We start from the raw sequence: 20,811 nt of genomic DNA, 5'->3' as shown, positions 1-20,811 counted from the left end.
TTTTCTTTAAAAGAGCAGGAAAAAAAGTGATTTTTGATGGTTCTGTAAAGGATTTTTGAAGAAATATAGAATCGGTTGGTACAAATTCAATTTTAGAGTATACTACAATAGAGCAGTTTTATGAAAAGTGAATAAGGAGTGAATGAAATGAATATATTAATGATTGAAGACAATGAATCCGTCTCAGAAATGATGCAAATGTTTTTCTTAAATGAAGGGTGGGAAGCTACCTTTAAAGATGATGGCAAAGAAGGATTGGCGACTTTTCTTGCTTCGCCAGAAAAATGGGACATGATTACGTTAGACTTAAACTTACCTAGTATGGATGGGATGGCTGTTTGTCGTGAAATTCGCAAAGTTTCAGCCAATGTTCCCATTATTATGTTGACCGCTCGTGATTCTGAAAGTGACCAAGTAATTGGCCTTGAAATGGGTGCGGATGATTATGTGACAAAACCATTTAGTCCATTAACTTTGATTGCACGGATGAAAGCTCTACATCGTCGTGCCGAGGTGGCAGAGGCTGCGCATGATACGTCTGAGAATACAGATGAAACGTTTGATGTGATTACGGATCATTTTAAAATGAATACGAAAACACGAGAAACATATTTAGATAATCAATTAATTGAAGGCTTAACACCTAAAGAATTTGATTTGCTATACACTTTAGCAAAAAAACCACGCCAAGTCTTTTCACGCGAACAACTACTAGAATTGGTTTGGGACTATCAATACTTTGGCGATGAACGGACAGTTGATGCCCATATCAAAAAATTACGACAAAAAATTGAAAAAGTGGGTCCTCAAGTCATCCAAACGGTTTGGGGCGTAGGGTATAAATTCGACGATTCAGGTGTTGCTTAATGAAGTATTTGTATCAACAATTACTTGCTTTTATAGGTGTGATCGCTCTGATTATTCTCATTGTCGGGACGTCTTTCACACAATTGACCAAGCGCACAATGCAAGAAAATAACTATGAACAGCTATATGGTTATGCAGAATCGGCTTTAGAAACACGTGACTTTTTTATTAATGTCGCAGGCGTTTCGGATCGAGATGTTTTATCCTATTCATTTCAGTTGACTGAACGTGTACTCCAGAAGCAAGATGTGCAATTTGTGTTTATTAACAAGGACCGCGAAGTGCAGTACCCACCAGTTGATAGCACAAAAAAATTAGACTTTTCCTTAATCGATAAAAATTGGGATCAAATCATGAAAGGCAATCGTGTTTATGCAACAGAAAACATTGATATTTACGGGGCCCGAAATACTTCGTCCTATGTAATGTTACCGGTGTATGCATCAAATCAGTCTTCTGATAAAAAAGTGATTATTGGTTCACTCGTTATTACACAACCTGCCAAAAACGTTGACCGAAGTGTTCAGTCCGTGACACAAAACTTGATTAAAGGCTTTATTTTTTCTGGTGTGATTGCCTTGTTACTAAGTTATCTATTTGCGACTTTCCAAGTGAAACGAATTAATCGGATGCGTAAAGCCACCAAAGAAATTACTAGTGGAAATTTTGATATTCAATTACCGGTTCATGACAAAGATGAATTTGATGACCTAGCAGAAGATTTTAATAAAATGGCCGCGTCTTTAAAAGAATCACAAGAAGAAATCAATCGGCAAGAAGAGCGCCGTCGTCAATTTATGGCGGATGCCTCTCATGAAATGCGGACGCCTTTAACAACTATTAATGGCTTGTTAGAGGGATTGCAGTATAATGCTATTCCTGAAAATCAAAAAGAGAATGCGATTAAACTGATGCAAAATGAGACCGCTCGCTTGATTCGCTTAGTGAATGAAAATCTTGATTATGAAAAAATTCGGACCAACCAGATTCAAATTGTCGTGAAGAAGTTCAATGGAACAGAAGCTTTAGAAAATATTGTGACTCAACTAACGGCCAAAGCTGAAGCCGCCGGTAATCAATTGTATTTAGACACCACCGAACCAATTGATGTGTATGCCGATTATGATCGTTTCGTTCAAGTGGTTGTCAATATTGTTCAAAATGCTATCCAATTTACTGAAAATGGCGAAATTCATATTGTTTTAGAAAAAGGCTATTTAGAAACTATTGTCCGTATTTCTGATACAGGAATCGGCATGACGGAAGAGCAAATTCTGAATATCTGGGATCGTTATTACAAAGTAGATCCATCCCGTAAAAATACGAAATATGGAGAATCAGGATTAGGCTTACCAATCGTTCAACAATTGGTCCGTTTGCATAAAGGAAAAATCAATGTTGAGAGTGAACTTGGTAAAGGCACCACGTTTATTATTTCATTTCCTGATGTTGAAATCACTGAAAACTAAAGAAAACGTCTGGTCACAATCAGTGCCAGACGTTTTCTTTAGTTTAATAACGCATGTAGAGACAGGGGGTGCACATAGGGACTATCAATAATTTGTGGATCTTTTGTCAGAAATAGCAAGCGCTTGTTTCTTTTTTGAACTGCTATTTTTAATTGAGGTAAAATTTCTTGACGTTGTCCAATCGTTAATGAAGAAAAGATGTCATCAATCACTAACGTACTTGTTTTTGAAAGCAAAAGTTGTATTATGCGCATTTTAATTTTTTCAAAAGTCGTAAAAGAAGTAAAGGAACGACCAAGTAAGGCAGGTTCTAATTGGAACACCTGGAAAGCTTCGGCTAGAACTACTTTTCGATCCCGTTCTTTGATCGTACTAGCGATAAATAAATTTTCTTCTAATGGCAAGTAGGGCAAAAAGGTTTCACTAGAAGAAAGCCTAGTAATGGTTAATTGGTTTGTTTGGAAAAAATCGGCCAATGCGAGTTCTTGTTCTGGAGCAGAATAAATGATTCCATAAACTTCTCGCAAAGCTAACGCGTCGAATGAGGATTTTTTTTCGGTTGTTTTTTTGAATGATGGTGTGACATTCATAGAAAATCCCTCCCTTATTTCTTATGTGTGCGTAAATAAATCAACGTGAAAGGAGTCCCGCAAACAAGAGGAATGCCAAGCAAGATTAAGCAGTTAACAAAGCAATTACGGATTGTATAAAGCGACTGCATACTTTTAAAATCAAAAGAAAACGCTTGGATCGTTTGAATCCCTAAATGCTGGATATTTGTAATTGTGACATCCTGGTCGGTACTTTTAGCTAAAAATGCTGGAGTTTCCAAATGAGACCACTGTAAAATAGCATCACGAGCAGCCCAAAGAACAGTATTATACGTTTCTTGAAACATTAAAGTGAAAAGTAAAAAACTGAAAATTCCTAATAGAGCCGGTAAACATAACTCTAGTAAGAGCTGTTTGGTGACATACATATTTGAAAAGTGCATGTGATACCATGTATGTATTTCTTCCTTTTTTATGCGTAATGTCACATACATCAACAGAAGAAAAGTAACACCAAAGAAAATGACACTACCTAGATAGAGGTGCCAATAGTATTGGATCAGTTGGTAATGGTAACTAGTTTGTTTTTCAATATCGACAAAGTCTGGCATCGTTCGTAAAAACTCTTTTTCAAAATCAATTAAGTTAAACAGCCCAGTCAATAAGAAAGAGAACAGGAAGAAGAAGAGTGCAGTGATTAACGTGATTTTTTTATGATAAAAACTACTAGCTGTAGCGTAACGGACACTTCTCATCAACTTTCACCTCTCTAAACTATCTTTAGTATAGTGAAATAATATGAATTAATTATGAAAAAGTAGCAAAAAAGCTTGAGCAAATTGCTCAAGCTTTTTGAAGATTTATTTACCAGTTTTTTGATAGCCTTGATAACTGTCAGTGTGATATTCATCAACGGTTGATTTATTATTGTTTTTACTGTAAACACTCGTTGATTTTTCACCTTTTTCTTTTTCAATTGCTTCCAGTTGTTGCAATTGGTTCTTGTAATCATAGTCTTCTGGGTTAACTGGTTTTAAGCCGCTATTGGTATAGAAACGAAGCAAGTCACCGTTAGTAATTTGGTCAGACGTTTCTAATTGTTTCGTCGCTTTGGCTTTTAAATCAGCGACTTCTTTCTTAACTTCTTCGGTTGGTTCTGTAATTAAAGTGCCTGTTTTAGTATCGTAAATGCTAGAACCTAAAATAGTATATTTAGGTGTTACAACATTGCCGTTGCGGAAAGCAACGATTTGATTGTGTTGTTTAGAGAATAAATCTTGGCCTAGCTGAATGTAGTTTTTCGTATCGACACCAAGCAAGTGTAGAAGGGTTGGTAAGGCATCAACTTGGCCGCCATACGTATGGTTCACACCGCCATTTTCTTGACCAGGAACGTGAATCATATAAGGAACACGTTGCATATTGGCGTTGTCAAAATCGTTCCAATCTGCTTTGGTTTTACCTACTAATTCTGCTAAGTTTTGGTTTCTTGAATTAGAAACCCCATAGTGATCGCCATAAAGAACAATGACTGAGTTTTCATAGAGACCTGAAGATTTCAAGTAGTTAAAGAATTCTTCGACCGCTTTATCTAAATAATTCGCTGTTGCAAAGTAACCATTAATTGTTTCGTCAGAGGTTTTTGCAATTGGGAATCCTGCTTCATCGTTTGTAAATTGAGAATAAGGATAATGATTGGACACAGCAATAAATTTAGAATAGAACGGTTGTTGTAAATGTTCTAAATATTGAACGGATTGATTAAAGAATGGTTTATCGTGTAACCCATATTGGAATGAGTTATCTGAATTAACATCATAATAACTAGCATCAAAGAAATAGTCATAGCCTAAACGTTTATAGGTTTCATTTCGATTCCAGAAGTTACCGGCATTTCCGTGGAAAGCAGCGCTAGTGTATCCTTGCGTTTGTTTTAAAATATCGGGTGCTGCTTCAAACGTATTTTTCCCACCAACTTGTGTAAAGAGTGAACCTTGGTCTAAACCAAATAGTGAATTTTCAAGTAACGTTTCGGCATCACTTGTTTTTCCTTGACCAACTTGGTGGAAGAAGTTATCAAAGCTAAAGGTACTTTTACTATTGTAAAGACTATTGATAAATGGTGTGACTTCGTGTTCTACGCCATTTTCATCTTTTAATTTGTAATTAACTAAAAATTGTTGGAAACTTTCTAAATGGATATAAATTACATTTTTGCCTTTTGCAATACCAAACTTACTATCATCGGGTGCCGCATATTGTTGTTTCACGTAATCTTCAACTTGTTTCATATCGTTAGCACTGGCTTCGGCACGGACTTGGTTTGTTTGGTAAGTTGTAATGCCATCGTATACGGTAAAGGCATTTAAGCCTAAGAATTTCACGATATAGTCACGAGAGAATTGACGTCCTAATAATTGGGGACGTTCTGTTTCAGCCATAAATAGATTGAATAAGAAAAAGACAACAGAAAGGAGTGTGACAGAGACTGCTACACGTGCGCGGACTGGACGCGCATCTGTTTTAATTTTTTTCGTTAATAATAATACGCCAATAATAATGAAGTCTAAGAAATAAATGACGTCATAAGGTCTAAAGAGACGTAAGGCACTTTCGCCAAGACCGCTAGCTACTTTGCCAGCACCAAGCATCGTATTAACTGTGATGAAGTCAGTAAATTCTCGATAATACACAACATTTGAGAAGAGCAGTAAACTCATCAAGAAGTAAATAATCATCATTGTAATATAAGAAGCTTTTTTACGGCGAACATACAAAGCAATGGCTAATAAAAAGACCGTTGTGGCAATTGGATTAATTAAGAGTATGAAGTACTCGTTAATATTTTCCAAACGTAAATGGAAATCAACGGCGTACGCAAAGAGGTTTTTTAGCCACAGTAAGATGGCGATTAGTGAGAATAACCCCAGTCGCGTGTTCAAAATATTTGTTTTAAATAATTTTTTCAAAATAAACGTCCTTTCTAAACGATGATTCTATAAAAGTAAAATTAGGTAAATTTCGTATTTTACAATATCGCTTTAATTTTACTCTTTCACAAATTTTATGTCAATTCTTACCGAAGTGAGGAATGGTGATGTTAAAGAAAACTTACCATTTCCTTAAACTTTTTAGTTCGTTAAATGACGTGAAGCTTGAATCCTTTAAAGACAGATGGGCCTTTTTTTGCTATACTAGATAGGACTTTGAAAAGTAGGTGTACAGAATGAAACTTCAAGTAACTAAAAAAGCAGAACATAAATTTAAAAAAGGATATCCTTTAATTCAGAAAGAAGATTTGCAACAAGTGCCGGCGCCGTTGCCAACAGATTGGCTTACTTTGATTGATAGTAAAGGCCAGCGTTTAGCCGAAGGATATTTAGGCGAACAAAATAAAGGAATTGGTTGGTTGCTGTCATGGCATGGACCAATTAATCAATCTTTTTTTCAACAACTCTTTGAAATAAGTCGTGAGAAGCGGACGTCTTTTGAAAAGGATTCGCTGACAACCGCGTATCGATTATTTAATGGAGAAGGGGATGGCATTGGGGGTCTAATCATCGATCGCTATGCAGATTACGCCGTTTTTTCATGGTATAATGAAACCCTTTATCAGAAAAAAGCCGAACTTTTGACGGCGTTTCGCACAGTTTACCCTGACATTATTGGTGCCTACGAAAAGATTCGCTTTTCCACAAAAGATTTACCAGAATCACAGTTTTTGTATGGCGAACAAGCACCCGAGCCATTACTTGTCACTGAAAATGGCGTTCAATTTGCTACCTATTTAAACGAAGGATTAATGACAGGCATCTTTTTAGATCAAAAAGAAGTTCGTGGTCGATTAGTAGATGGTTTTGCAGTAGGTAAAACAGTCTTAAATATGTTTAGTTACACAGGTGCTTTTTCAGTAGCTGCCGCTATGGGAGGTGCCGTGGCCACCACTAGTGTGGATTTAGCTAAACGAAGCTTACCGAAAACGACTGAGCAATTTGAAGTCAATCATTTAAATCTTGCCGCGCAAAAGATTATTGTTATGGATGTTTTTGACTACTTTAAATATGCTTCACGTAAAGGCTTGAGTTATGACATGATCATTTTGGATCCGCCGAGTTTTGCTCGCAACAAAAAGAAAGTTTTTTCCGTTGCTAAAAATTATGGGGAGCTAGTGAAAGATTCTATTGATATTTTAACGGATAAGGGAACGCTTATTGCCTCAACCAATGCGGCAAATTTATCCTTAGCCAAATATAAAAAAATGGTGATTACTGCCTTGCAAGAGAAAAATGTTCGTTACAAGATTACGGACACGTATCAATTACCGGCAGACTTTCAAGTGAATCCTAATTTTCCAGAAGGTAATTACTTAAAAGTCCTGTTTATCGAAATTGAAAAATAATTTTTTACACCAAGCAAAAGTCCCAGCGCCGCTGATCGGCATTGGGACTTTTGCTTGGTGTTTATTTTATAGTAACTTTTGGGCTTTTTGGGTATTTGCAAAATGCAGCTTCGCGTAGTTCGCTAATAAGTCTAGGCCGCCTTTTTTCAAAATACGGGCGGCTACTTGGTCTGATTTGCTGCCAGCACCAGAGGGCACAGAGAAACCCAATTCTGCAGATTCTTTGTCTAACTCTTCTAAAAAAGCAGCGCGGCTAATAATAGAGGCGGCAGCAACGGCAACATGATACTGCTCTCCTTTAGTGACGAAGAACAATTTTTCAGTGACTTGATTTTTTTCATTACGAACATATTTCCGATAATTATTTTCAGGGGTGAACTGGTCAATCAAAATCCCTTCTGGCTTTGTGGGAGCCAATTCTTGTAGCAACAGATAAATCGCTTGGTTATGCAAAGCGGCTTTCATGTGTACAGCATTGTAGTTTGGTTGGATCTCATTGTATTTTTTTGGTTCAACGATTAATAACTTGTAAGGAATCAGTTCTTTAATGACATGTGACAATTGAATAATTTGTGGGTCGGTTAATTCTTTGGAATCACGAACACCCAATGCTTTTAGTTTGCTAATCATGCTTTTGTCAACATAGGCAGCACAGACAGTTACTGGACCAAAATAGCTACCATTACCGACTTCATCGGAACCTATCACAGACCAGTTGCCAAAATCAGCAGGCAGTGTAGTAGTCTGGGGAGAAATTTTTTTCTTTGGTGTGGTACTCGTTCCTTCCCAACGAGCGGCCTCTTTTTCAGCTTGAGGTCCCTGAAACATGACTTTACCTGATTGATAAGCGGTGATAGTAGTGGTGCCAACCTTGGCTACAAAGACAGTATAAGGGACCGTTTTATTTAAACGATTGGGTTGATAAACAGTGGTCATCTCTGCTAATGTTTTTTTACTAACTTTAATTACGTGATTCTGTGCCATCAATTGTTCCTCATTTCTTGATATTTCTTCTTTACTATAGTAAAGGAAAAACAAGTAAATGAAAAGGTTTTGCGTTAGCTTGTTCCTGAAAATGACAATGTTTAGGAAATGTATAATTTTTTTCTATAGTTGGACGCTAGTTGTTATCTAAATTTTTATTCAGTGCTATACTGTGGGAGAGAAGGAGACGATGAAAGAGTCGACTAGAACAAGGGGTGATGTGTTTGAGAAGAAAAAAAGAAATGCAAGAAAATGAACCAATAGCAGTGACTGCTAACGCGGAACGCTATTATCCAGAAGATAAACAAGGCTTGACGGCCGCACAAGTTGAAGAAAGACAGCGAAAAGGCTTAGTCAATGCCGCCGTCGATACAGAGTTTATCACAACGAAACAGATTGTTATTAATAACGTATTTACGTATTTCAACTTAATTTTTGTAGTACTAGGTGTGTTATTAATGCTGGTACAATCTTATAAAAATATGACCTTTTTGCCAGTAGTAATCATTAATACGGTCATTGGAATTTACCAAGAAATTAAGTCGAAGAAAGTATTAGATAGCTTAAATATTCTAAACGCTACAAAAGTAACCGTTGTGAGGGATGGCCAAGAACAAGAAATTTCGCCAGATGAACTGGTTTTGGATGATGTGGTGCTCTTTAAATCGGGTGAACAGATTTCTGGGGATGCAATTGTCTTATCTGGTGAAGTCCGTGTGAATGAATCCTTGTTAACTGGGGAATCTGATGAGATTACCAAAGTAGCAGATAGCCAACTTTTGTCAGGTAGCTTTATTGTGTCAGGTTCTTGTTATGCAAGAATTGATAAAATTGGCGCTGAGGCCTATGTTCATCAATTAACGCTTGAAGCGAAATCAATTAAAAAAGGGGAACAATCAGAGATGGTCGGTTCCATTAACCGTTTGGTGAAATGGGTAGGGATTATTATTATCCCGATCGGCTGTGTTCTATTTTTCCAAAGTTATTTCATCAACCACCAAGGGCTTCATGACAGCATTGTCTCCATGGAAGCTGCCTTGATTGGGATGATTCCGGAAGGGTTGTACCTTTTAACAACCGTTGCATTAGCTGCCAGCACAATGCGCTTAGCGAAGCGCGGCGTTTTATTGCACAACATGAAAAGTATCGAATCCTTAGCACGTGTTGATGTGTTATGTGTAGATAAAACAGGAACAATTACTGAAAACACGATGGAAGTCCAAGAGTTGGTTCCTGTGGTGAGTATCGAAAATGATGGTACAGACTTAACCAATGTCGAAAAATTAATTGGCGATTTTTGTCGAACAATGTCAGCTGACAATGATACGATGAAAGCGATGAAAGAATTTTTTGTTACTAATAATCAGAGGGAAGCCGTTAGCTATACCTCGTTTTCGTCTGTCGAAAAATTTAGTAGCGTGACTTTCCCAGAAGCGACGTATATTCTTGGGGCGCCAGAGATGATTTTGAGAGACAATTATGAAATGTATCAATCTGAAGTGGAACATTATACAAGTCAAGGCTATCGCTTATTGGTGTTCGGAAAGTATTTAGGAGAATTTCAGGAAACGTTGACAGCAGAGGTTCAACCTCTAGGCTACATTCTTCTTTGGAATCCGATTCGTAAAGAAGCCAAAGCAACTTTTGAATATTTCGCTGAACAAAATGTGGCCATTAAGGTCATTTCTGGCGATAATCCTTTAACAGTATCCAATGTAGCACAAGCGGCAGGCATTATTGGTGCTGAAAATTATGTGGACGCGCGAACATTAACTACAATGGAAGCCCAGACAGAAGCTTTAGAAAAATACACCGTTTTTGGTCGTGTCACGCCAGAACAAAAGAAACAATTTGTACTATTGTTGAAAAAATTAGATCATACAGTGGCGATGACAGGGGATGGAGTCAATGATATTTTAGCCATGAAAGAAGCAGATTGTAGTATTGCCATGGCTTCAGGAAATCAAGCTACAGCACAAGCCTCGCAAGTTGTGTTGTTGGATTCTGATTTTTCAACGATGCCGGAGGTTGTCTTTGAAGGCCGCCAAGTAGTTAATAACATTGAACGTTCTTCAAGTTTATTCCTTGTAAAAAATATTTTCTCCTTGCTGATGTCTGTCTTTGCTATGATTTTTGCCGTGACATATCCTTTACAACCGACACAAGTCACATTGATTAGTTTATTTACAATTGGGATTCCTTCGACATTTCTAGCTTTGGAACCAAATCATCGTCGCATTGAAGGGAAATTTCTTTTCAATGTGTTATCAAAAGCAATTCCTGGTGGGTTAACGGATATGTTAGTAGTCGGTGCCTTACTAATTTGTGGTGATATTCTTGCACTTCAAAAAACGGACATTTCAACGACTGCAACATTGTTGCTAGTTTCAGTCGGCTTTATGGTTCTTTATAAAATTAGTTCACCAATGAATCGTTACCGCAAGCGCGTAATGATTGGCTGTTTAATCGGAATGGTTATTACAAGTATTTCCATGAAAAACTTGTTCTCGTTAACTTCGGTATCGCCAACAGCCTTGTTACTTTTAGCCATTCTTTTCTTTGCAGCAGACTCAACTTTCCAACATTTATCAACCATTTCTGAAAAAGTTCAATTATGGTTTTATAAGAAAAGACATTAGGAGCAAAACACCGAGCCAAAATTATTTTGGTTCGGTGTTTTTTGTTTTTTATTGTTGGGAAAAATAAAAACACTTGCACCTAGTTAATCCTTGATAGTATAAACCTAACCAATTATTTTAGATAGGAAGGATTGAATAAAAATGAAAAAAAGAAGTTTTGTCTATTGGGGAATGTTTTTCATTCTTTTGTCGACGCTGATAACGCCTTTTCTGAAACTTGAAACAGGATATGCGCAAACGGAACCAACTAGTACCAGTGAAACCAATCAAATTTCTGCTACGCCAAACGTAGTGCCGCGTAAGCAAGTAGGCAACATTGTGACAGCGATTCATCTAACGGACAAAGAGGGAAACCCACTTGGGACCATTAATCAATATACAGACATCTACCTCCGAATTGAGTTCAACTTACCGGATAATACCGTTAATAGTGGGGATACGAGTGTGATTACTTTGCCCGAAGAGCTACGTCTCGAGAAAAATATGACCTTTAATGTAGTAGATGATACAGGTGCTGTGGTTGCAATCGCACAGACCGATTTAGCAAATAAAACGGTCACGTTAACGTATACAGATTACGTAGAAAACCATGCCAATATTAGTGGGTCTTTATATTTTACAAGTTTGATTGATTTCGAAAATGTCGAAAATGAATCCAAGATTCCTATTTACGTCACGGTTGAAGGGGAAAAAATATTTGCTGGCGATCTTGATTACCAAGGTGAAGGCGATGATGTTAACGAAAAATTTAGCAAGTATTCGTGGTTTATCGAAGACGATCCAACCGAAATTTACAATGTACTACGGATTAATCCAACAGGGCAAACGTATACTGATTTAGAAGTGGAAGATGTGCTAAAAACAGAAAGTTTAAGTTATATGAAAGACACTATGAAAATTGAACGAGGACAATGGACACTGGATGGAAATGCTATTTGGCAGTTCACGCCAGAGGAAGATATAACTGGTCAGTTGGCTGTCCAGTATGGTCCTGATGACCGTAATTTTTCGGTGCATTTTGGCAATATTGGGACTAATGAATATCGTATCACCTATAAAACCAAAATCGATCATCTTCCCGAAAAAGGTGAAATCTTCACAAATTATGCAAAATTAACAGAAAATCAAACGGTGGTGGAAGAAGTCGAAGTGAGTCGTGTCTCACAAACGGGTGGTGGAGAAGCTAATGGTGAACAATATGTTGTTGAAATTCATAAAGAAGATGAAGCAGGCCAGCGTTTAGCAGGTGCAGAGTTTAAACTCATTCGTAACTCAACCAATCAAACAGTGGCCAAAATCACAACAGATCAAAACGGAACAGCGATTGTTAAAGGCTTGTTAAAAGATAACTATACTTTAGAAGAAACCAAAGCACCTACCGGTTACCAGCTTTCGCAAAACAAGATTTCAATAACACCTGAAGACTTTGGTAAAAACTTAGTTGCACTGAAAACTGTTGTGAATCATAAGATTTCATATCAACCAGTCGCTGCTTCATTTTTAGCTGGAAAAGTTCTTTTAGGAAAACCACTGAAGGATGCTGAATTTCAATTTGAATTGTTAGATGAGAAAGGTACAGTACTAGAAACGGTTAGTAACGATACTTTAGGGAAAATTCAATTTTCACCATTAACCTTTGAAACTCCCGGAAACTATCAATACACCATTCGGGAAGTAAACACGCAACAGGCAGGTGTTTCCTACGATACGCACAACCTTCAAGTTCAAGTAACCGTCGAGGCGCTTTTAGGAAATCTTGTGGCGACTACTCAGTATGATGGAGGTCAAGTATTTACTAATCACTATACGCCAGAAAAACCTATAGAAAGTACCACACCACCAACGAGTGGGACAACAGATACTACCACGAATTCAACCACAGAAACTACTTCAATAACCATTGAAAAACAGGCGATTCGTAATAAGGAATTGCCAAAAACAGGAGAAACAAAAGAAAACGCGTTTCTTTTCTTAGGTAGCCTTCTTTTGATTCAAGGATTATTTATCTATTTTAAAACGAAAAAATAATCGCTTAGATAGTTTCAGTAATCGAGACAAAATGTGCAAATTTCGAGAGATTTAGCTTGTTCATTTGAGTTTGGAGTGGTTCTGTGCTATACTATCTTTAGCGTAATGATACTAGTTGGGAGTGAGCGGATTTCTGCTCACTCTTTTTGATGGAAAAGTCATCAGGACACGGTTCGTTACATCAATCTCGAAGGAGGCGAAAATTTTGAGTAGTGCTGTGGAAACTGTAACAAAGTTAGTCACACCAATCTTAGAAGAACAAAATTTTGAACTTGTGGAAGTAGAGTTTGTTAAGGAAGGAAAAAATTGGTTTTTACGAGTATTTATCGATAAAGAAGGTGGCATTGATATTGAGGAATGTGCCTTTGTCAGCGAAAAATTAAGTGAAAAACTAGATGCAATGGATCCAGATCCAATTCCGCAAGCGTACTTTCTGGAAGTTTCTTCTCCGGGAGCAGAACGTCCGTTAAAGAAAGAAAGCGATTATGAACAAGCGGTAGGTAAGTACATTCATATTTCTCTTTATCAAGCAGTTGATGGAGAAAAACAGATTGAGGGTACCTTAGTCCATCTTGATTCAGAACAATTAACATTAAGTGTAAAAATTAAAACCAGAGTGAAGGAAATGACTTTTGAACGTAAAAATATCGCAAAAGCTCGTTTAGCCATTCAATTTTAATCAACAGACTCGAATGTAAAAAAGGGTCCACTAAAAGTTTTACTTTTAGCCGGGCCTGTGACAAGTTTTAACGAGAAGTTTTTCCCTTGGAAGAAGAACCACTCGTTCAGCTTTAACGAATCCATAGGAGGAAAAGAAAAACAATGAGCAAAGAAATGTTAAATGCATTAGACGTATTAGAAGCTGAAAAAGGGATTCCTAAAGATACGGTGATTGAAGCGTTACAAGCAGCTTTAGTTTCTGCATATAAAAGACATTATGGACAAGCAAGCAACGTCGAAGTTGAATTTGAACCAAAAAAAGGCAATATTCACGTGTATGCTGTCAAAGAAGTAACAGAAGAAGTATTTGATTCACAACTGGAAGTTTCATTAAAAGATGCGGTTGCATTAAATGGTGCATATGAAATCGGCGACAAAATTCGTTTTGAAGTTACGCCAAAAGACTTTGGCCGCATTGCTGCCCAAACAGCAAAGCAAGTAATTTTACAACGTGTCCGTGAAGCAGAAAGAACAATTATTTATAATGAATTTAGCGAATATGAAAATGACATCATGCAAGGAATTGTTGAACGTCAAGATCGTCGTTATATTTATGTAAACTTAGGTAAAATCGAAGCAGTCTTATCAAAACAAGATCAAATGCCAAATGAATTTTACCAACCGCATGATCGGATTAAAGTTTACGTATCACGTGTTGAAAACACATCAAAAGGCCCACAAGTTTTTGTAAGCCGTAGTCATCCAGATTTACTAAAACGTCTTTTTGAACAAGAAATTCCAGAAGTTTATGATGGAATTGTTGAAATCGTAAGCGTCGCTCGTGAAGCTGGCGATCGTTCAAAAGTAGCCGTTCGTTCAACAGATCCTAATATTGATCCAGTGGGTACCTGTGTTGGTCCAAAAGGCCAACGTGTCCAAGCGATTGTGAATGAATTAAAAGGCGAAAATATGGATATTGTGGAATGGAACGAAGATCCAGCTATTTATATTAGTAATGCCTTGAATCCAGCTCAAGTATTAGATGTTATTTTTGATCCAGAAAATAGCAAAGCATGTACAGTTGTTGTACCTGATTATCAATTGTCATTAGCAATTGGTAAACGTGGTCAAAATGCGCGCTTAGCTGCTAAATTAACGGGCCATAAAATTGATATCAAATCAGAATCTGATATGGCTGAATTTTATGAACAACAAGCCAATCAAGAAGTTGCCGAAGTGGCAGAAGAAATGGATGAAGCAATTATCCATTCAGATATGACGGCAGATGATTACGAAAACTTGGCTACTGAAGAAGCAGTTGTTGAAGCAGAAATTACAGAAGAATTACCTGAACAAGAATAACGTTTTTGGAGGGTGAAAAATGAAAAAGAGAAAAATTCCAATGCGTAAATCGGTTGTTTCAGGCGAAATGAAACCGAAAAAAGAATTAGTCAGAATCACTCGCTCCAAAGAAGGCGAAGTGGCCTTAGATCCAACTGGTAAATTACCTGGACGTGGCGCTTACGTTGATTTGGATCCTGCGGAAGTCCAAAAAGCTTGGGATAAAAAAATTCTTGATCGTGTCTTAGAAACAAAATTAAGTGATGAATTTTATCAAGAACTATTGGATTATGTAACACATCAAAAAGCCCGCAAAGAGTTGTTTGGCGATGGAAAATAAAACCAAAATTTTGAACCTTTTAGGTTTAGCAATGCGCGCCGGTAAATTAGTCACAGGCGAGGAATTAACCCTTAAAGATATTCGTGCAAACAAAGCGAAATTTGTGTTTGTTGCGCAAGATGCCAGTGAGAATACTAGAAAGAAAATCAAGGACAAAAGTTCTTATTATAATGTTCCTGTTAGCGAACTGTTCAGTCAATTCGAGCTCAGCCAAGCGATTGGGCGACCACGAATGGTTATCGGAGTAACTGATGCAGGATTTGCCACCAAAATCAAGGAATTACTAAAAGGTTAGGAAGGTGATTGCATGGGAAAAAAAAGAATTTATGAACTAGCAAAAGAAATGAATAAAGCAAGCAAAGACGTTGTCGATAAAGCGCATCAATTAGGTATGGATGTTAAAAACCATATGGGCGCAATTAGTTCCGAGCAAGAAACAAAGCTTCGTCAAGCATTCGGAGGAGGAAGTACCGTAAATACTCAATCAAAAGCAACAAACAACCAAAAGCAACAAACAACACAAAATAAACCAGCCAATAAGAAACCAATGAACAATAAACCTGGTGAACAAAGAAATAACCAAAATCGTCCAAACAATCAATCAACGAATGGACAACAAAGAAACAACAACAACCAAAATCGTCACGGCCAAAGCAACACACAAAACCGTAGCAATCAAACAAATACAAACAATCAAAACCGCAATACCCAAAACAATAACGGTTCTACAACGAATCAAAATCGGACCAGCCAAAATAACAATGGCGGGAACAACCAAAACCGTGGCGGCCAAAACCGTAACAACAATTTTGGTGGCGGTCAAAATCGTAATAACCGGAATAACTTTAATAACCAAAACCGCAATCGTTTCAACAAAAAAGGGAAAAAAGGCAAACATCAACAAGAATCAGCGAAGCCAGCAGTACCAGCACGTAAATTCCGTGAATTACCAGATGTTTTAGAATATACAGAAGGTATGAACGTGGCGGATATTGCGAAAAAAATCCACCGCGAACCAGCGGAAATCATCAAAAAATTATTTATGATGGGTGTCATGGTTAACCAAAACCAAGCCCTAGATAAAGATACAATTGAATTATTAGCTGTGGACTATGGCATGGAACCGCAAGAAAAAGTTCAAGTTGATATTGCGGACATTGATAAATTCTTCGAACCAGAAGCAGTTGTTGAAGAAAACTTAACCACACGTCCCCCTGTTGTCACAATCATGGGACACGTAGACCACGGGAAAACAACTTTATTAGATACATTGCGCCATTCTCGTGTGACTTCAGGTGAAGCGGGCGGAATCACGCAGCATATTGGTGCCTATCAGTTAGATATTGATGGCAAACCAATTACGTTCTTAGATACACCAGGACATGCGGCCTTTACAAGTATGCGCGCGCGTGGTGCCAGCATCACTGATATTACCATCTTAGTTGTTGCAGCGGACGATGGAGTAATGCCACAAACAATCGAGGCGATTAACCATGCCAAAGCGGCAAAAGTACCGATTATTGTAGCAGTTAACAAAATTGATAAGCCTGGTGCGAACCCTGATCATGTGAAACAAGAATTAAGTGAACATGAATTAATTCCTGAAGAATGGGGCGGAGATACGATTTTCGTCAATATTTCAGCGAAATTCAATCAAAACATTGATGAGCTATTGGAAAATATTTTATTGATTGCTGAAGTAGAAGACTTAAAAGCTGATCCAACGCAAAAAGCAATTGGAACAGTGATTGAAGCACGCTTAGATAAAGGTAAAGGTCCGGTTGCGACATTACTCGTTCAACAAGGAACTTTACATGTTGGTGATCCAATCGTTGTTGGTAATACTTATGGACGTGTTCGTGTGATGACCAATGACATGGGCCGCCGTGATAAAGAAGCAGGACCAGCAACTCCTGTGGAAATTACCGGATTAAATGATGTTCCTCAAGCGGGTGATCGTTTTGTGGTCTTTGAAGATGAAAAAAAAGCACGTCAAGCAGGGGAAGAACGGGCTAAACGTGCGTTGCTTGAACAACGTTCAGCAAGTAGTCGTGTGACATTGGATAACTTATTTGAAAGCCTAAAAGAAGGCGAATTAAAAGAAGTTAATATCATTGTCAAAGCAGACGTACAAGGATCTGCCGAAGCCGTTTCAGCAAGTTTACAAAAAATTGATGTAGAAGGCGTTCGTGTGAAAATTGTTCACGCGGCAGTTGGGGCCATCAATGAAAGCGACGTAACTTTAGCCGCAGCAAGTAATGCGATTATTATCGGCTTTAACGTTCGCCCAACACCACAAGCGAAACAACAAGCAGAACAAGAAGAAGTTGATATTCGTTTACACCGTATTATCTATAAAGCCCTAGAAGAAATCGAAACAGCGATGAAAGGGTTATTAGATCCAGAATTTGAAGAAAAAATTACGGGTCAAATGACGGTTCGTGAATTGTACAAAGTATCTAAAGTTGGCACAATCGCTGGCTGTTATGTTACAGAAGGCTTTATTCGCCGCGATAGTGGCGTGCGTGTCATTCGTGATGGTATTGTTATTTATGAAGGTAAATTAGCAAGCTTGAAACGCTTTAAAGATGATGTGAAAGAAGTCAAACTTGGTTTTGAATGTGGCGCTATGATTGAAAACTTCAATGATTTACGTGTAGATGATGCGATTGAAGGCTTCATTATGGAAGAAATCAAACAATAATTTTAGTAATTGGAGGAAGACACTATGGCAAATTATCGTGACCGTCGTGTAGGTCAAGAAATCATGCGTGAAGTGAATGATATCTTGAACAAACGCATCAGAGATCCACGCGTCCAAGGCATCACTATTACAGATGTTCGTGTGACCGGTGATTTACAACAAGCAACGATTTATTACAGCTTGTTATCTGATTTAGCTTCCGAACAACAAAAAGCTCAACAAGGCTTAGACAAAGCCAAAGGACTGATTCGTAAAGAATTAGGACAACGGTTGACCTTGTATAAAACACCAGAGTTGATTTTTGAAAGAGACGAATCTGTCCAATACGGAAATCACATTGATGAGTTGATTCGTAAGTTGAATCAAGGTGAATAATTAAAAAGAAAAAGCACACCAGACGAATGGTGTGCTTTTTCTTTTCATGATTTCTTGATAAAATAGTCATGGAGGTGCAAAGATGAAAAGAATTGTTGCTTTCTATAAAAATGGAGATCGTTATTTAAAAGAAATGGGTTCAGGCAAGAGTTCCCTGTACTTTTTTCTTTTCTTATTTGTACTACATAGTATGCGGGAACGTATTATTCTGTCCCCGCCGTTTATTAGTTTTTGAGCGTGGAACAAAAATCCAAAGTGATTTTTGTCCCACGCTCATGCTTTTTAAGTTAACCCAGTATTTAATACCATCACAGAATAATCCCTAAATTCAAAAATCCGTCCTTTATAAAGATAAGTGGCGCCATACTTTTGTCGATAGTACGTAATCACATTTTTTAATGTTTCAACATCGATTTCCAAAAATTCAGCACAAGAATAATGGTTACTTAAGCCAGCTTCAGAGCAACGAATTAAATCGTCTAATGTAACTAATTGCTCTAAGGCCACATTGCGAGCTTTCAACTCTTGCTTCCGATTTTCTGTACAATTTTGATTTAAAATAGTGCCAACGGATGTTTGATAATGCCCGTATTCCTCGGCTAAAATGTTCTTCTTTTGACGGGTACTCAATGTTTTTTCAATATAAATTTTGCCATTTCGATACAACCCATAACAACCTGTTTGATTGTATAAATCAATTTCTAAAACCGTCACATCCTTTTGAATGGAACTGACGAGTTTTTCATAATCATTCACTTTACCATTCACCTGCCATTACTTAATAAAAAGAGTAGATGGGAAGTTAATCCTCTTTTTTGTCAGAAGAAATCGATTGTTGATATTTGGCATCAATTTCATCCAAGTAATCGTGAATTTTCTCGATTTCTTCTTTTGAAAATATCTTTTCTGGATCCCCAGCGTGGGCAGCCAGTGTCATTTCGTCACGGCGAGGGAATGAGAGAATTTCTGCTTGCGTTTGTTGTTCGTGTAATTGTTGTTCGGCAAATTGATAAACGATGGCTTGTCGTTGGGGCTCTAATTTTTTATAAATGCGGTCGATAGTTGAGGCATTTTTTTCCATGGGAACCTCTTGTCCCATCAACCAGGCCTCATTAATGTCTAATGCATCTGCAATGCGATAAACTTTGTCTTGTTTTGCTTCGTAACGACCAGCTAGCCAATCGCTGATCGAAGATTTACCGATGCCAGTTTTTTTCGCTAAATCACTAGGTTTGATGTTCTTGGCTGTTAAAGCCTCTTTTAAACGGACAGCAAAAATGTTCATATTTCCGAACCTCCTATTGTCTCAAAGTATACTACACCTGTTTAGAGAAGGCAAGTAACAATCGCAATTAAAATTAGAGGTTCATAAAACCGAACTTACGAGTTGACAGTGAAAATATTTGATGCTAAGATAGAGCTATTCAAATGTTCGGTTAACTGAACTATTTTTTTGAACATTTTGTTCGGAAAACCGTATTTTTGTAGAAAGGGTGAAGAAATGAGTCGGAATTATAAAAAAACGTTGTCGGATATGTTACTTTTAGCAATTATTTTATTAATAAGCAGTGTCTCAATAAAAATTGGGGCCATCGTGATTGGTATGATTGGCCTCATGGAATTACTAACAGAGTAACAATAATTTAGTCAAAAGGAGAGAAGCGGATTGGCAGAACGACGCATGTTTGCAAAAACGATTATTGATAGTGATGCGTTTTTAGATATGCCCTTATCAAGTCAGGCCCTGTATTTTCATTTAGCGATGCGTGCCGATGATGATGGATTTATCAATAATCCCAAAAAATTGCAGCGAATGGTTGGTTGTGGGGAAGACGATCTAAAATTGCTAATGGTTAAAAAATTTATTCTAGTATTTGAAAGTGGTGTGATCGTTATCAAACATTGGAAAATTCATAATTATATTCGCAGTGATCGTTACAAACCAACCTTGTATCAAGAAGAGAAAAATCAGATTGTTGAAAAAAATAGCAAAGCTTATACGTTTAAAGCAGAATCGTCTGTCAGTGGTCAACCAGCTGACTACCAACGGTTACCACAGGAAAGCATAGTCCAGTCTAAGTTAGGTCAGAGTCAAGGTAGTAGTTCAGAAAACGATTGTTTAAAGAAGATTTATCATTTTTATGAGGAAAAAGGCTTTGGTACACTGGCCTCAAAAACAAGCCAAGATTTTAAGTATTGGTTGCAAGATTTTATACAAAAAGGGGCTAGCCAAGAGGAAGCATGCCAATTAATCTTGCATGCTTTAGGAATTGCCGTCGATCGAAATAAACGGAATTACGGCTATGTAAATGCTATTTTGAAAAGTTGGGAGCAACAAAATTATTTATCCGTACATGAAGTTCTGGTAAATGATAAAAAACAAGTGTTGGAGCATGCGCCGCAAATGACAGAAGAATATCAAGAGTTAGGTTTTTAAAGAAAGGAGGAAATCAG

The 20,811-nt window shown here is 37.4% G+C and carries 20 protein-coding genes; 14 read left to right on the top strand and 6 right to left on the bottom strand.

Going from position 1 to position 20,811, the window contains the following annotated elements; translation table 11 throughout:
• Positions 1-147 precede the first annotated feature (147 nt).
• Together IGL80_RS08710 and IGL80_RS08705 are read left to right on the top strand one after the other, a co-directional pair.
• Complete coding sequence (locus IGL80_RS08710; protein ID WP_002381953.1) at positions 148-867, top strand: response regulator transcription factor; 720 nt, start codon at positions 148-150, stop codon at positions 865-867.
• Entirely contained in the window at positions 867-2,336 is a 1,470-nt protein-coding gene (locus IGL80_RS08705) for a sensor histidine kinase (RefSeq protein ID WP_002360507.1), read from the top strand. The genes IGL80_RS08710 and IGL80_RS08705 overlap by 1 nt, the downstream gene beginning before the upstream one ends.
• Before the next feature lie 38 nt (positions 2,337-2,374).
• On the opposite strand, the gene IGL80_RS08700 is transcribed toward IGL80_RS08705, so the two are convergent.
• The 3 genes from IGL80_RS08700 to IGL80_RS08690 all read right to left on the bottom strand — a co-directional run bounded on the left by IGL80_RS08700 (position 2,375) and on the right by IGL80_RS08690 (position 5,856).
• Positions 2,375-2,926, bottom strand: a complete 552-nt coding sequence (locus tag IGL80_RS08700; protein ID WP_002360506.1) for a hypothetical protein — start codon at positions 2,924-2,926, stop codon at positions 2,375-2,377.
• 14 nt (positions 2,927-2,940) lie between these two features.
• Positions 2,941-3,642 carry a hypothetical protein gene (locus IGL80_RS08695; protein ID WP_002360505.1) on the bottom strand — a complete coding sequence of 234 codons (702 nt, stop codon included), beginning with the start codon at positions 3,640-3,642 and terminating at the stop codon, positions 2,941-2,943.
• Positions 3,643-3,747: 105 nt separating this feature from the next.
• A complete protein-coding gene (locus tag IGL80_RS08690; protein ID WP_002357869.1) occupies positions 3,748-5,856 on the bottom strand; it encodes an LTA synthase family protein in 2,109 nt (702 codons plus the stop codon).
• Positions 5,857-6,113: 257 nt separating this feature from the next.
• On the opposite strand from IGL80_RS08690, the gene IGL80_RS08685 reads away from it, so the two are divergent.
• Positions 6,114-7,286 (top strand): class I SAM-dependent rRNA methyltransferase, encoded by a 1,173-nt coding sequence (locus tag IGL80_RS08685; protein ID WP_002360504.1) that lies wholly within the window; start codon positions 6,114-6,116, stop codon positions 7,284-7,286.
• A gap of 66 nt (positions 7,287-7,352) precedes the next feature.
• On the opposite strand, the gene rnhC is transcribed toward IGL80_RS08685, so the two are convergent.
• Entirely contained in the window at positions 7,353-8,270 is a 918-nt protein-coding gene (gene rnhC, locus IGL80_RS08680) for a ribonuclease HIII (protein ID WP_002404497.1), read from the bottom strand.
• Positions 8,271-8,488: 218 nt separating this feature from the next.
• Between rnhC and IGL80_RS08675 the strand changes: the two genes are divergently transcribed.
• The 9 genes from IGL80_RS08675 to IGL80_RS08635 all read left to right on the top strand — a co-directional run bounded on the left by IGL80_RS08675 (position 8,489) and on the right by IGL80_RS08635 (position 18,592).
• Entirely contained in the window at positions 8,489-10,909 is a 2,421-nt protein-coding gene (locus tag IGL80_RS08675; RefSeq protein ID WP_002393199.1) for a cation-translocating P-type ATPase, read from the top strand.
• Between the two features lie 141 nt (positions 10,910-11,050).
• Positions 11,051-12,937 (top strand): Ig-like domain-containing protein, encoded by a 1,887-nt coding sequence (locus IGL80_RS08670; RefSeq protein ID WP_430598248.1) that lies wholly within the window; start codon positions 11,051-11,053, stop codon positions 12,935-12,937.
• Positions 12,938-13,142: 205 nt separating this feature from the next.
• Positions 13,143-13,616 (top strand): ribosome maturation factor RimP, encoded by a 474-nt coding sequence (rimP, locus tag IGL80_RS08665; protein ID WP_002357863.1) that lies wholly within the window; start codon positions 13,143-13,145, stop codon positions 13,614-13,616.
• A gap of 143 nt (positions 13,617-13,759) precedes the next feature.
• On the top strand, positions 13,760-14,959 hold the full coding sequence (gene nusA, locus IGL80_RS08660; RefSeq protein WP_002360499.1) for a transcription termination factor NusA: 1,200 nt from the start codon (positions 13,760-13,762) through the stop codon (positions 14,957-14,959).
• Positions 14,960-14,978: 19 nt separating this feature from the next.
• A complete protein-coding gene (rnpM, locus tag IGL80_RS08655) occupies positions 14,979-15,278 on the top strand; it encodes an RNase P modulator RnpM (RefSeq protein WP_002363794.1) in 300 nt (99 codons plus the stop codon).
• A complete protein-coding gene (locus IGL80_RS08650) occupies positions 15,268-15,573 on the top strand; it encodes a YlxQ-related RNA-binding protein (RefSeq protein WP_002357860.1) in 306 nt (101 codons plus the stop codon). The genes rnpM and IGL80_RS08650 overlap by 11 nt, the downstream gene beginning before the upstream one ends.
• 12 nt (positions 15,574-15,585) lie before the next feature.
• Entirely contained in the window at positions 15,586-17,982 is a 2,397-nt protein-coding gene (infB, locus tag IGL80_RS08645) for a translation initiation factor IF-2 (protein ID WP_002360498.1), read from the top strand.
• Positions 17,983-18,006: 24 nt separating this feature from the next.
• Entirely contained in the window at positions 18,007-18,357 is a 351-nt protein-coding gene (rbfA, locus tag IGL80_RS08640; protein WP_002360497.1) for a 30S ribosome-binding factor RbfA, read from the top strand.
• 82 nt (positions 18,358-18,439) lie between these two features.
• Positions 18,440-18,592 carry a hypothetical protein gene (locus IGL80_RS08635; RefSeq protein WP_002404498.1) on the top strand — a complete coding sequence of 51 codons (153 nt, stop codon included), beginning with the start codon at positions 18,440-18,442 and terminating at the stop codon, positions 18,590-18,592.
• 47 nt (positions 18,593-18,639) lie between these two features.
• Here the strand turns inward: IGL80_RS08635 and IGL80_RS08630 are convergent, their stop codons facing one another.
• Entirely contained in the window at positions 18,640-19,125 is a 486-nt protein-coding gene (locus IGL80_RS08630) for a toxin (protein ID WP_002382232.1), read from the bottom strand.
• A 34-nt stretch (positions 19,126-19,159) separates the two neighbouring features.
• The gene (locus IGL80_RS08625) at positions 19,160-19,642 is read right to left on the bottom strand and encodes a helix-turn-helix domain-containing protein (protein WP_002360496.1); all 483 of its coding nucleotides are present in this window, start codon (positions 19,640-19,642) and stop codon (positions 19,160-19,162) included.
• Positions 19,643-19,810: 168 nt separating this feature from the next.
• On the opposite strand from IGL80_RS08625, the gene IGL80_RS08620 reads away from it, so the two are divergent.
• Both IGL80_RS08620 and IGL80_RS08615 read left to right on the top strand, forming a co-directional pair.
• The gene (locus IGL80_RS08620) at positions 19,811-19,993 is read left to right on the top strand and encodes a hypothetical protein (RefSeq protein ID WP_073459191.1); all 183 of its coding nucleotides are present in this window, start codon (positions 19,811-19,813) and stop codon (positions 19,991-19,993) included.
• Between the two features lie 45 nt (positions 19,994-20,038).
• The gene (locus IGL80_RS08615) at positions 20,039-20,794 is read left to right on the top strand and encodes a DnaD domain protein (RefSeq protein WP_002404499.1); all 756 of its coding nucleotides are present in this window, start codon (positions 20,039-20,041) and stop codon (positions 20,792-20,794) included.
• Positions 20,795-20,811 lie beyond the last annotated feature (17 nt).

Origin of the sequence: Enterococcus sp. DIV2467a (genome assembly GCF_050532945.1) — a bacterium.
In the GTDB taxonomy this organism is placed as follows: Bacteria; Bacillota; Bacilli; order Lactobacillales; family Enterococcaceae; genus Enterococcus; species Enterococcus faecalis.
This window is presented reverse-complemented; position numbering and strand designations above follow the sequence as displayed.

Excerpts from the sequence above, each read along its gene's own strand:
- rnhC (WP_002404497.1), bottom strand. The coding sequence starts at position 8,270 with ATGGCACAGAATCACGTAATTAAAGTTAGTAAAAAAACATTAGCAGAG.
- rbfA (WP_002360497.1), top strand. The coding sequence starts at position 18,007 with ATGGCAAATTATCGTGACCGTCGTGTAGGTCAAGAAATCATGCGTGAA.
- rnpM (WP_002363794.1), top strand. The coding sequence starts at position 14,979 with ATGAAAAAGAGAAAAATTCCAATGCGTAAATCGGTTGTTTCAGGCGAA.
- IGL80_RS08705 (WP_002360507.1), top strand. The coding sequence starts at position 867 with ATGAAGTATTTGTATCAACAATTACTTGCTTTTATAGGTGTGATCGCT.
- IGL80_RS08615 (WP_002404499.1), top strand. The coding sequence starts at position 20,039 with ATGTTTGCAAAAACGATTATTGATAGTGATGCGTTTTTAGATATGCCC.
- nusA (WP_002360499.1), top strand. The coding sequence starts at position 13,760 with ATGAGCAAAGAAATGTTAAATGCATTAGACGTATTAGAAGCTGAAAAA.
- IGL80_RS08650 (WP_002357860.1), top strand. The coding sequence starts at position 15,268 with ATGGAAAATAAAACCAAAATTTTGAACCTTTTAGGTTTAGCAATGCGC.
- IGL80_RS08685 (WP_002360504.1), top strand. The coding sequence starts at position 6,114 with ATGAAACTTCAAGTAACTAAAAAAGCAGAACATAAATTTAAAAAAGGA.
- infB (WP_002360498.1), top strand. The coding sequence starts at position 15,586 with ATGGGAAAAAAAAGAATTTATGAACTAGCAAAAGAAATGAATAAAGCA.
- IGL80_RS08710 (WP_002381953.1), top strand. The coding sequence starts at position 148 with ATGAATATATTAATGATTGAAGACAATGAATCCGTCTCAGAAATGATG.
- IGL80_RS08670 (WP_430598248.1), top strand. The coding sequence starts at position 11,051 with ATGAAAAAAAGAAGTTTTGTCTATTGGGGAATGTTTTTCATTCTTTTG.
- IGL80_RS08625 (WP_002360496.1), bottom strand. The coding sequence starts at position 19,642 with ATGAACATTTTTGCTGTCCGTTTAAAAGAGGCTTTAACAGCCAAGAAC.
- IGL80_RS08695 (WP_002360505.1), bottom strand. The coding sequence starts at position 3,642 with ATGAGAAGTGTCCGTTACGCTACAGCTAGTAGTTTTTATCATAAAAAA.
- IGL80_RS08700 (WP_002360506.1), bottom strand. The coding sequence starts at position 2,926 with ATGAATGTCACACCATCATTCAAAAAAACAACCGAAAAAAAATCCTCA.
- IGL80_RS08635 (WP_002404498.1), top strand. The coding sequence starts at position 18,440 with ATGAAAAGAATTGTTGCTTTCTATAAAAATGGAGATCGTTATTTAAAA.
- IGL80_RS08675 (WP_002393199.1), top strand. The coding sequence starts at position 8,489 with ATGTGTTTGAGAAGAAAAAAAGAAATGCAAGAAAATGAACCAATAGCA.